The organism is Bacillota bacterium, assembly GCA_013314855.1.
Classification (GTDB): Bacteria; Bacillota; Clostridia; order Acetivibrionales; family DUMC01; genus Ch48.
In genome coordinates this window covers 16,252-28,215 of record JABUEW010000053.1, presented here as the reverse complement: position 1 = coordinate 28,215, position 11,964 = coordinate 16,252, and the positions used below count along the sequence as shown (strand labels likewise).

At 40.0% G+C, this 11,964-nt stretch carries 9 protein-coding genes; 5 read left to right on the top strand and 4 right to left on the bottom strand.

From position 1 onward, the window contains the following. Window positions 1-220: 220 nt before the first annotated feature. From HPY74_10640 to HPY74_10625, 4 genes are all read right to left on the bottom strand, one after another. The gene (locus HPY74_10640) at window positions 221-1,876 is read right to left on the bottom strand and encodes an AMP-binding protein (GenBank protein NSW91107.1); all 1,656 of its coding nucleotides are present in this window, start codon (window positions 1,874-1,876) and stop codon (window positions 221-223) included. Between the two features lie 28 nt (window positions 1,877-1,904). Continuing rightward, window positions 1,905-2,459 (bottom strand): helix-turn-helix transcriptional regulator, encoded by a 555-nt coding sequence (locus HPY74_10635; protein NSW91106.1) that lies wholly within the window; start codon window positions 2,457-2,459, stop codon window positions 1,905-1,907. 651 nt (window positions 2,460-3,110) lie between these two features. Continuing rightward, window positions 3,111-4,901 carry a histidine kinase gene (locus HPY74_10630; protein NSW91105.1) on the bottom strand — a complete coding sequence of 597 codons (1,791 nt, stop codon included), beginning with the start codon at window positions 4,899-4,901 and terminating at the stop codon, window positions 3,111-3,113. Window positions 4,902-4,903: 2 nt separating this feature from the next. Further along, on the bottom strand, window positions 4,904-5,656 hold the full coding sequence (locus HPY74_10625) for a response regulator (protein ID NSW91104.1): 753 nt from the start codon (window positions 5,654-5,656) through the stop codon (window positions 4,904-4,906). Between the two features lie 242 nt (window positions 5,657-5,898). Between HPY74_10625 and HPY74_10620 the strand changes: the two genes are divergently transcribed. From HPY74_10620 to HPY74_10600, 5 genes are all read left to right on the top strand, one after another. After that, window positions 5,899-7,224 carry a carbohydrate ABC transporter substrate-binding protein gene (locus HPY74_10620; GenBank protein NSW91103.1) on the top strand — a complete coding sequence of 442 codons (1,326 nt, stop codon included), beginning with the start codon at window positions 5,899-5,901 and terminating at the stop codon, window positions 7,222-7,224. A gap of 95 nt (window positions 7,225-7,319) precedes the next feature. After that, window positions 7,320-8,222, top strand: a complete 903-nt coding sequence (locus tag HPY74_10615; protein ID NSW91102.1) for a sugar ABC transporter permease — start codon at window positions 7,320-7,322, stop codon at window positions 8,220-8,222. A 2-nt stretch (window positions 8,223-8,224) separates the two neighbouring features. Next, window positions 8,225-9,073, top strand: a complete 849-nt coding sequence (locus tag HPY74_10610) for a carbohydrate ABC transporter permease (GenBank protein ID NSW91101.1) — start codon at window positions 8,225-8,227, stop codon at window positions 9,071-9,073. 54 nt (window positions 9,074-9,127) lie between these two features. Then, window positions 9,128-10,798: a hypothetical protein gene (locus tag HPY74_10605; GenBank protein ID NSW91100.1), complete on the top strand. Its 1,671-nt coding sequence runs from the start codon at window positions 9,128-9,130 to the stop codon at window positions 10,796-10,798. Between the two features lies 1 nt (window position 10,799). Then, the gene (locus HPY74_10600) at window positions 10,800-11,948 is read left to right on the top strand and encodes an ADP-ribosylglycohydrolase family protein (protein NSW91099.1); all 1,149 of its coding nucleotides are present in this window, start codon (window positions 10,800-10,802) and stop codon (window positions 11,946-11,948) included. Window positions 11,949-11,964: the final 16 nt, after the last annotated feature.

The window sequence follows — 11,964 nt, the reverse complement described above, 5'->3', positions numbered from 1 at the left end:
ATTTTATCATTTCTATATCTTCAGGACTAAATGTCCTACCTGAAAATGTTCTATTAGTATTGTTCATGACTTGATTACCTACCTCCCCCAAGTCTACTATACAATACTAATCTTGTACGTGTCCAACTCGGTTTTGCGAAAATATTTTTTTGCTACTCTCTATAACTCTTGTTTTCTCTTTCTTTTAAATTCGTGCTTCATCTCTGTTGTATATATTGAATCAACTTTTATCCCTTTCTCGTATTTCAATTCTGCGTATTTTACCGCTTATGGTTTTAGGTAGTTCTTCCACAAATTCAATAACTCTGGGATATTTATAAGGTGCAGTTACTCGTTTTACATGTTCTTGAAGCTCAACAACAAGGTCATCACTAGGTTTGTAGTTTTTTGTCAACACAACTGTGGCTTTAACTATTTGCCCTCTAATAGGGTCGGGCACCGCTGTAATAGCGCATTCAAGTACTGCAGGATGTTCAAGAAGTGCACTTTCAACTTCAAAGGGACCAATCCTGTAGCCTGAACTTTTTATTACATCATCCGAGCGACCCACAAACCAGAAGTAACCGTCCTCATCTTTCCAGGCCATATCTCCTGTATAATAGATATTATTATGCCAAACTTTTAAAGTCATTTCTGGGTCACGGTAATAACCTTGAAACATTCCCACGGGTTTTATCTTATCGGTACGAATTACTATTTGTCCTTCTTCACCTACTTCACAAGAGTTGCCTTCCTCATCGACTATGTCTACATCATATCCGGGTGCAGGCTTACCCATTGAACCGGGTTTAGGTTCCATCCATGGAAAGGTTCCTATTACAACAGTCAATTCAGTTTGTCCGTAAGCTTCCATAAGTTTTAACCCTGTGGCTTTTAAAAACTGGTTATATACTTCAGGATTTAAAGGCTCTCCTGCAATACAGCAATAATTAAGTTTTCCTTGCATTAATTTTGAAAGATCTTCTTTGATCAAAAACCTGTATATTGTCGGGGGAGCGCATAATGTTGTAACACCGTATTTTACAATGACATCAATAAGATTTTTCGGGATAAATTTATCATAATCATAGACAAAAACTGCGCTTTTACAGATCCATTGACCATATATTTTACCCCATACGGCTTTTGCCCACCCCGTATCGGCAATTGTAAGATGCAATCCGTTTTCCTGTACATTTTGCCAATACTTTGCCGTCACTATATGGCCAAGAGGATATATAAAATTGTGCTGTACCATTTTTGGCATACCTGTTGTACCGGAAGTAAAATACAAAAGAGAAGTATCATCATTAGTTGCAGATTCTTTTCCTTCAGGCCGTTCAAACTCTTCAGATGCTTTTTCTAGTTCTTCTGTTAGGTTATACCATCCTTCTTTGCTTCTGTTAATTAGTGCCTTGTATTTTATCGTCGGGGATTTTTCCAAAGATTCTTCAACATGTTTGATTACTTCTTCTTCTGATACTGCTACAATCATTTTTATATCTGCAGCATTATTCCTATATATTATATCTTTAGCTGTAAGCAAATGGGTTGCAGGTATTGTAACAGCACCAATCTTATGTAATCCAAGAAGGCAAAACCAGAATTCATACCTTCTTTTCAAAATAAGCATAACCGGGTCGCCCTTTTTAATTCCTAACGACTTAAAGAAGTTTGCTGCTTTATTACTATATACTTTCATATGATTGAAAGTAAAGAATGCCTCGTTTCCTTTATCGTCACACCAAACCATTGCAAGCCTCTCAGGAGTCTCTTCCGCTATTTTGTCTACCACATCAAATGCAAAATTAAAATTTTCGGGAATGTTTATCTTTAAATTCTTAACAAAATCATCATATGTAGTATAGTCAACCTTTGTTATGAATTTCTCCAGCATTTAATTCTATCTCTCCTTTATACAATTATTATACAATTATTGCTAGGAACTTTGCCGGTTTATTGCCCAGAGCCTTCATTCCATGCTTTATATTTGAATCGAAAAACAACGAATCCCCTTCTTTAAGCAAAACCTCATGACCGTCGATAAAAATCATTAATTCTCCTTCAAGCACATAGTTAAACTCCTGATCCGGATGAGAATTATAACTTACGGGTGAATTTTCGGGTTTGGGTTCAACAGTTACAAGGAAAGGTTCAGCTTTTTTATTAATAAAATTATATGCAAGACTTTGGTATTTGTATTCTTGCCTTCTTTCAACGCTTACACCTTTGCCTTTTCTTACAAGACAATAAGTCTGGAGCCTTGGATTGCTTCCTGTTAAAATTGCTGTCAGTTCTACATTAAATTTATTGGCAATTTTATACAAAAAACTGACAGGAATATCTACCTTTCCACTCTCATATTCCTCATATTCTTCTTTTTTTATATTAAATTCCTTTGCCAGTTCCTCAAGAGAAATACCGTATATTTCTCTTAATTCCTTTATTCTGGCAGCTATTTGCCTTATTTGGTCAGACATGGCTCTGCTCCCTTCTTGTAGTAATATGTAATTGTAAATAATGTACATAAACTATAATACCATTGTTTCATAAACAAGTAAATTATTCAATTAGTTATTTTTTATATACTTTTAATATAGTTTTAATGCAATTTTTCGACTGCATCTTACATTTATCCACCAGATGGATACCAGTCAAGAATAACCTTGTGCGGTATCCGCCCAAAAATCGTCTTGATTGCAAAATGCAAACCCCTTGCACCATCTACAAAAAACAAAAGTGTAGCTTTTTTGATAAGGTCATTATTCAAAAGAAATGCTACAAGTATCCTTAATGTCCCGAGTACATTCAGTCCGTTTAATATATATTGCTCCTTCTCACTTTGAACATGTACAATTGTATTTCTTACATATTCCTTGTGCTCCTTCTTTTGACTGTACCTGATGCGGTTATGTTAAGGGTTTGAGCGTAATGGCAATAATTTATTTTGTCACTACACTAACTTTTTCATAATTTTACCAACGAATTTTTTACCTATTAACTTGTTTAATCCCATTTTGCTTAATAAGTTTTTCTGCTTAGAGTTTGGCATTGTTATATCATAGGACTGCGATGTTAACACATGACAAAAAAGGGGACAAAACAAAGCCGTTACACCCCTCGCGACTTGTTTATCCGTATGTATGCAACTTAAATTCAATTGGAATAAAGAACGAAATGACCGTACCAAGACCGGATTTACTGTAGATTTTAATTGAGGACTGTGGGCCATAGGACAGGACAAGGCGCTTATTAGTGTTTTGCAGGCCAATATGCCTTTCGTCAAAATGAAGTTCATCCAGTCCCTTGCGCAGCCGTTCTAGTTCCGGCTTTGGGATGCCGATCCCGTTGTCAGTCACCCGCACACACAGACCACCGTCCTTTTTTGTAATCCGTACCCGAATAAGTCCCTTGCCCTGTTTGGGCTTGATTCCGTGGTAAAGGCTGTTTTCAATCAACGGCTGGAACAACAATCGCATGATTGGGATGTCAAGCATGTCTTCGTCATAATCCCAGAAAACCATAAATTTGTGAGGGTATCTGAAACGCAGTATATTCAGATATATTTTAGTGTATTGAATCTCCTCGCGCAACGTGACTATGTGGTCAGGGCTCCCGAGCGAATATTTCAGAATATCCGAGAGATTCTCGATCAGGGTGCTGGCGGGCGAAGCTGTGTGGGTGGATTTGAGTATCTCCATGTTAATGGTCTCCAGGGTATTGAACAGAAAATGTGGATTTATTTGAAGCTGCAGGGCGGTCAACTCGGCGGCTTTTTGGCGAAGTTTGGACTCGTTGAGCTGAAGATTCAGATAGCTGTTTTTAATAAAGGTATCCAATATATTATGAAGGATGGTGTCGTATTCATCATGAAAAACAGGCAACTCGTGATGTTTATACACACCATTTTCTGCATCTTCAAGTATTTTGAGGATATTATCAATCTGACGAAAGCTCTTTTTTGTAAGAGAATAGCTGAGAAAGAAGCTCATGCAGAACGCGATAAGTAATGCAAGACCCACAAAAAAGATAATTTTATCCAACAAGCCGTAAATTTCCTTTTCAGGGACAAGTGAAATAAAATACATGTCATATTTTGAGGAATGAGCCTCGGTCATGAGGTAGTTCCGGCCACCGAATTTGACCATGAACATATCGTTCTGATTCATATTTACCTTTTTGGTGAACTGCAAATCGATGCTTACCTCTTTGTCAATTTTCATAGCTTCAGCGTTACTATTGTTAAACAGTACTATTCGATCCGAGTTTGTCACTATAATAGCCTCGGATTTATACATCTGTATAGCGTCCAAGTTGTTTTTGAGTTCATCGGGCTTGAGATTAAAAACTATCACCCCCTGGGTATTGCTGAAACGGTGAAAAATTGAAATGATCTGCCTGGGTTGTTCAAACTCATAATATCTGGCGTATCTTTTTGTGAACCACAGAGTTTTGTCTTTGGGGATAGTTCGGTAAATGTCCAGCCATTCAGTGTCATATGAGTCTTTGATATTTGTCATCTGAGAGCCTGAACGGAAATAATTCCCCAGATAATTATTCTGGTATAGATAGACTGAGTCAATAAAACGCTTGGAGTTACTTGATGTATTCAGAATCGATATGATTAGATTCTGATAATTGGATTCTGCATAGTTTAGCGACTGGGCGTTGAGAATTTTGGACATGGCTAGCGTGAGCACAGGATTGTTACTGAATAGTATATTCAGATCGGATGAAGTATTGAGAAGCAGCTCAAGTTGCCTCTCGCCAAGAGCAGAAATATTTTTAGAATGCAAATTTATGTCGTCTTTAAGACTGGTTACTGTATAAAAAAAGAAAGACGAACCAAGAAAAATGATTGGAAGGACCATGGCAATGAAATAAACGATCAGCTTGCGTATAAAATATTTCCGTATCATCAAGATTATAACCCCCGTTCTCTGAATTCAGTCGGCGTCATGTTGTAATACTGCTTGAAAGCCCTTGAAAAGTTACGCGGGCTGTCATAGCCGACCATGTCCGCAATTTCATATGTTTTATAGTCAGTACTTTTGAGAAGAATGGCAGCTTGTTTCATTTTCTCCTTGATAACATATTCGGAGAAGGTCATACCAGTTTTCTCCTTAAACAATCGTGAAAGATAACCACTGCTAAGATTGACTGCAATTGATGCATCCTCGAGAGTGACTGATTGGATATTTTCGGACACATATTCTTTTACAGTGACAATTATTCGGTCGTAATAGGTATTGCCCTTACGATCGTCATACAATATGTTAGATTCGCTTTGATTTTTGTTTCTTGCATCAAGGCTCTCTCTGATATTCAGAAAAGTAAGTGCCAGTTCTTTATACTTGACCGGCTTGATAAGAAAGTCTTTTACACCGCATTTTACCGCCTTTTGTGCGTACTCAAAATCACGGTAGCCTGTGAGGAAAACAACGATTACATCAAGCCTTCGTAACTGAATGGTCTGCGCCAGCTCAATGCCATCCATAATGGGAAGACGGATATCAGTAAGAACTGCGTCCACTCTGTTAGTTTCAATGAAAGAGAGTGCTTCCCGACCATTTGAAAACTCCCCAACAACATGAAAATTAAAATCCTCCCAAGGAACCAAATAAGTTAAACCTTGACGTATATTATCCTCGTCTTCAACGATAATCAGAGTATACACTAAGTATCACCTCACACATGAGATATCAAATAATGACCATAAAAGTTTTCTAATGATACCTTAATACAATATTTTATATACTTAATTGATTATTATGTCAAGTAAGATACATATACAAACGGAACTAATTTTGATAATATTTATGCAGATGAAGGGAAAAATACTCTTCTTCGTATTAGAGGTTTAATTCACAAAAATATATTTAAGGGGGGTTATGTAAAATGTTTAAAAAAACAGTAGCATTGCTTCTAACCTTAGCTCTATGTGTTACAATGCTTGCTGCCTGTGGCTCTAAAAAGAAGGATGAATCAGCTCAGACGAGTGCGTCTGAACAAACGCCCATTTCTACCGAAAAGTCTGAACCTGCTAAGGCGAATTTAAGATTTATGTGGTGGGGTTCTGACAGCAGACATAAAGCTACCCTCGAGGTTATTGACCAATATCAGAAAGCAAATCCTGGTATCAGGATCGATGCAGAATACGGCGGGTATGACGGATACTTTGAGAAGCTTACCACGCAGCTTTCGAGTGGAACAGCAGCCGATATCATCCAGTTCGATGCTTCGATGACCACAGACCTGCTTCGTATTGGCAATGTTATTATTGATGTTAATACTATGACTAAGTATATTGATCTTTCCGGTTTTGACCAGGGATTTTTAAATAATTTTTGTGTTTATAATAATATTCTGGTCGGTCTGCCTACCGGTATAACTGCAGGTGCGATTCTTGTAAATACTGCAGTAACCAAAGCTGCTGGGATTGATATTTCCACTATTAAGACCTGGGATGATCTGATTGAGGCTGGTAAAAAACTTAGAGCGCATAATCCCAATCAGTATTTTCTTAATTATGAATTAATGACCATAGGTAAGGAATTCATATTTACCAATCTTGCCCAACTTACTGGTAAGGAAATTATGAACGCGGATTACACACTAAACTTCACACGTGACGACCTTTATAAGGTTTTTGATCTTATTGACCGGCTGTATTCAAGTGGAACCCTGCAGCCTGCGGCAGAGAGTTCTCCCTTTGATACTGCCCCGTGGACTAACCCGAAGTGGATTAGTCATGATTTTGCTGCTGGTTCGCTGATTACTTCATATATAAATAAAAATACCTATGATTTTCAGGACACTGCTGATATTATTCCTCAGCCGACATGGGAAGGTGCCAAGGAATCTGGCGTTATCCTGCGTCCTGCCCAGCTCATAGGTGTTGCCAGCACTTGTAAAACTCCTGAACAGGCTTTTATATTTCTCGATTATTTTTTCAATGATGAGAACGCAGCTCGTATTCTAAAAGATGTCCGTTCTATTCCACCCACGGAGAAAGCCAGAAAGATTTGCACAGACGAGAAACTGCTCGATCCAATGGCGGTGAAGGCGGTTAACCTTGCACTCCCGATTGCTACGGTACACCAGAATCTTTCCGTTCCAAACGATATTGTTCAGATTTTTAAAGATGCTGCTGCAAAGATAGCCTTCAAGCAAGGAACTGTAGAAAAAATTACTGATGAGACTATGAAACTGCTAAAGGATACGCTTGAGAGGCTGAAGGATTAATATGGCTTTTATAAAATATTTACATGTATTGTATTGCTAAAGGCAGAGAGAAATACTTTGCCTTTTACTTTTAATTAACTAGGAGGTAGGCTGTTATGGCCAAAAAACAGGGTATTGGAATTCAAAAACGAAGCTATATCGGACTGCTGTATATTCTTCCTTGGTTATTGGGATTTAGTATACTTCAGCTATATCCATTTGTGGTTTCGTTTATCTATTCCTTTACCAATTTAAAGATAGCAGGTAGTTTTAAGTTTGTAGGTCTGGACAATTATATCCAGCTGTTTACCAAAGATCCCGACTTTTTAAATTCTATGGCTGTAACACTGAAATATGTATTGTATGTCGTTCCAGGCAAAATTATATGTGCGCTGATCGTTGCGATGGTGCTCAATATGAAGTTAAAGGTAATCAATCTATACCGTACGATCTACTATCTACCGTCGATCCTTGGAGGTAGCGTTGCCATCTCGGTTCTTTGGCGGGTAATGTTCATGAAAAGCGGTATTGTTAACAGTTTTACTGCCTATATGGGGATTCCGGCACTAAACTGGCTGAGTGATATGAAATATGCTCTGTTTACCATCAGTTTAATCGAAATATGGCAGTTTGGTTCCTCAATGGTAATATTCTTGGCGGCACTTAAACAGGTACCTTCGGAAATGTATGATGCGGCACGGGTGGATGGAGCAAAAAAGTTTCGTACGTTTTTCAATGTTACTCTTCCAATGATCAGTCCGGTTATGTTTTTCAACATTCTCATGCAGACAATCAACGCATTGCAGAACTTTACTGCAGCCTTTGTTGTGACAAAGGGTGGACCAGTTAAATCCACCTATCTGATTGGGTTAAAGCTTTATGAAGATGCTTTTAGTAAATACAGGATGGGATATGCTAGTGCGGGGTCTTGGATAGTGTTTACTTTTATTGTATTATTTACAGTATTCTTATTCAAGTCATCCAATTTGTGGGTATTTTATAATGATGGGAGAAAATAAGAATGAATAAAAATAAAAAGACTAAAATCAGGCACATCCTTTATCATGTTTTAATAACCCTGTTTGGATTAATAATGATCTATCCGCTAATTTGGCTGTTTTTTGCGACCTTCAAAACGAACAAAGAGATCTTCGGAAGTATTTCATTATTCCCTGAAAACTATGACCTGTCAGGTTATATTAACGGCTGGCACTCCACAGGACAATATACTTTTGTCGACTATTTTAGAAATACATTTTTACTAGTTGTTCCAACGGTTATCTTTACCCTGATTTCCTGCCCGATTGTGGCATATGGCTTTGCAAGGTTTGAATTTCCGGGTAAAAAGGTTTTTTTCAGCATCATGATTTCCACTTTGATGCTTCCAAACACCGTCATAATTATTCCGCGGTATATCCTTTTTCGTGATCTGGGATGGCTAGACAGCTATCTGCCGTTTTGGGTTCCTGCACTTTTTGCCTGTTTCCCATTTTTCATCTTTATGATGGTGCAGTTCCTCAGAGGCATTCCGAAAGAGTTGGATGAAGCGGCATTTCTAGATGGTTGCAACAGTTTAATGTTATTTTTGCGGATCCATATTCCTCTGCTCAAGCCAGCATTGATTTCAGCATCTATCTTTCAGTTTATATGGACATGGAATGACTTTTTTAACCCATTGATTTATATCAGCAGTGTTAAAAAGTACCCACTTTCACTTGCACTGCGCTTAGGGCTTGATGTTGCTGCCGTTTCGAATTGGAATGAAATTCTCGCTATGGCTCTTGTATCAATTATTCCTTTAGTATTGCTATTCTTTTTTATGCAGAAATATTTTGTTGAGGGAATTATTACTACCGGCTTGAAAACATAAGCCTATTTTCAAATAAGCTAATAAACAAATAAACAAAAGGGAGTGAATAATAATATGCCTGAATTTGATTTTCGAGGTTATGAGATTCATAGTTCAAGGATGTGGCAACAGGCTCATATTGATATGGCATTGGATTTTATGTCCCGGTATGGTATGAACGCCTTGATTTTGCATCAGAACGACCTGCAGGACCAGATCGTATTTCCCGATAAATATTTTGACAATGATATTATGTGGGAGCGCTGGCCGGTTCGAAGGCAAGGTGTCCTTTACCGCAGAGATTATATGAGCGAGGTGATCCGTAAGGCGAAAAGCTATGGTATCAAGGTTTATTTCGAAATTAAGGAAATCTATTTCTGCGATAATATTTTTGAGATGGTGCAGGGGCTTTTAAATACCGACGGTTCCTGTTGCCCCACTAACCCTTTCTGGCTGGAATTTCTAAATGTAAAGATGACAGAACTGTTTGAGCGACTTCCGGATCTGGCAGGAATTATCGTGAGTCTGGGAACCCGAGAGAGCATGATTTCAATGGCGGCGAACCGGTGCACCTGCGAACGCTGCAAAAATACCGATCCGTTTGACTGGTATATCGATGTTTTAAAGGCGATTCAAAAACCTTTGGCGGATAAGGGCAAGGACTTGATTGTACGCGATTTTTCATATACCAAAGATCACCAGAATATGATTATCGATGCCTGCATGAAGGTATCGAAGGATATCATCGTGGCACTGAAATGCCAACCTCACGATTATTTTCCCACCTTCCCAATGAACCCTGAAATTGGTCGCAGCAATCTGCGCGAATATGTGGAAATCGATGTTTGGGGGCAATTTGCCGGAATGGGAGTCATCCCGTCCAGTCTGGTGGAAATGATTCGGGACTGGCTGACCGAGCTTAAACGTCGCAGGGTTTGTGGTGTGTGGTTCCGAACCGACTGGGAACTGATGCACGAAGCTTCGGTACATAATTCGCTTTGTATGGTGAACCTTTATGCGGCCGCTATGCTGAGCGAGAACTTAAACACCGAACTGGATGAGATATATCGCACATGGGTGGAAAACGGGTTATATAACCCAATGGTTTCCGGTTCTTATATTCAGACGCCGGTTAAGGCCGAAAACCCCGAGGCATATAAAAAACTGCGGGACTTCACAAAAGCCGCATGGAAAGTTTATGAAAAATGTGGATATATCCGTGGACTTCAGTATCTTGAAAGCGACCAGCCGCCTTTTTCGCTATCCAAAATCTTTGACATCATGGTAAACATTTTTAACCGCGAGGAATGGGTGCCTGGTTCCTCCGCGAATGTAGCGGCAACCGATGAGAATATCGCGGTTATCTTTGCAGAAAAGGACGAGGGTGTCACGCTCGCAAAAGAACTGTATGACATACTCGACGTGGAATCCCTTGGCGTTCCAAGAGAATTTGCCCGAGATATGACCAATCTGATTGACACCATAGTTTTGTTTGCAGAATGTTGCCGCGCAATTACGATAGTAGCTTATCGAACACAGATGGCAATCAATTCACGGAAGGCTTCGGATATAAAGTTGGCAGAGCAGGCGCTGGCACTGCTTGATGAATCGCGCGATAACATCAAAGCAAAGATGGATAACGTTTTCTATCCCTATTATATCCATTCCCGGCTGCATCCTGTCCGTATAGATATCTTTAAAGAACACATCAGAAGCCTTCTTGATGGGATAAAGGGAGGAGGATAGTATGGAACATATTGATAAAATGCTAGACCTGCGCGGATCACTGCTGTATAAAAAGGTGTATGGGAGTTTGATAGGAGGTGTTATCGGAGATGCTTTTGGTGGCCCGATGGAATGCATGCATTATAAGTTCATCCGCAAGCTTTATAACGGACGGGTGACGACACTGGTTCCATATAACCGGCCGGACGATTTTTTCCAGCCGGGGCATCTCGCCTATGCACTGAGTAGCGAAGCGGGCTCCTATACCGACGACACCCGCCTTCAACTGTTGATTACCAAAGCAATTGTGGAAAAGCAGGGAAGAATCAACGCGGACGATTTGGCCGATATGTGGATGCGGCATATGGACGTCCGGGCGTTTTGGCACTCGATTTCTGCCGGTTTTCACCGGATTGCGATGAGCGCAATCCCGGTACGAGAAGCCGGAGTAGGAAATATTTCTGAAAACAGCGCACCGACGTGCATAGGTCCGGTTGGAATAATCAATGCGGGAAATCCTGCGCAGGCCGCCATGGATGCTTATGACCTGATTTCGCTTTCGCATAATGGACACGCACGAGAGGCAGCATGTGCTATTGCGTCTGCGGTGGCCGAGGCAATGCGCCCTGATGCGACAGTACTTGGAGTAATCGAGGCTGTTTTGCGTCATCTACCGAACCGCGACACCAGCCCGCTGATAAGACGAATCGAAACGGCAATCCGACTAGCGGACGATGCGGAGGATACTGAGGAACTGACCGGACTTTATTACGACCGGATGAATGTGAAATGGGTGAAACGCTCGAAGCAGGCATATGGGGCGGATAGGGACGACGATCGATTCAGCGCTAGTGCTGATCCGCTGGAATCGGTTCCGTGCGTGCTCGGGATGTTTTATAAATGCGGTGGGGTCTATACTGATACCATAATCGCTACAGCAAATTACGGAAGGGACTGCGATACCATGGCATGCATGGCTGGCTATATCGCTGGTGCATTTGAGGGGGCAGATAAAATACCCTGCCAATGGGTGAATATAGTAAATTCTGCCAACCACGAGGCTGACTTTGAACAGTTAGCTGATGGGCTGTGCAGTGCTTTAATTGCAGAGCAGAAAAGGATGCAAATTATGGCTGAAATGATCAACAGCATGGCGGCAACTAGGGTATAGCAAAATTATAAAATTA

Bases quoted from the DNA above. Each gene is read 5' to 3' on its own strand.
- HPY74_10640 (NSW91107.1), bottom strand. From the start codon at position 1,876: ATGCTGGAGAAATTCATAACAAAGGTTGACTATACTACATATGATGAT.
- HPY74_10635 (NSW91106.1), bottom strand. From the start codon at position 2,459: ATGTCTGACCAAATAAGGCAAATAGCTGCCAGAATAAAGGAATTAAGA.
- HPY74_10615 (NSW91102.1), top strand. From the start codon at position 7,320: ATGGCCAAAAAACAGGGTATTGGAATTCAAAAACGAAGCTATATCGGA.
- HPY74_10600 (NSW91099.1), top strand. From the start codon at position 10,800: ATGGAACATATTGATAAAATGCTAGACCTGCGCGGATCACTGCTGTAT.
- HPY74_10605 (NSW91100.1), top strand. From the start codon at position 9,128: ATGCCTGAATTTGATTTTCGAGGTTATGAGATTCATAGTTCAAGGATG.
- HPY74_10610 (NSW91101.1), top strand. From the start codon at position 8,225: ATGAATAAAAATAAAAAGACTAAAATCAGGCACATCCTTTATCATGTT.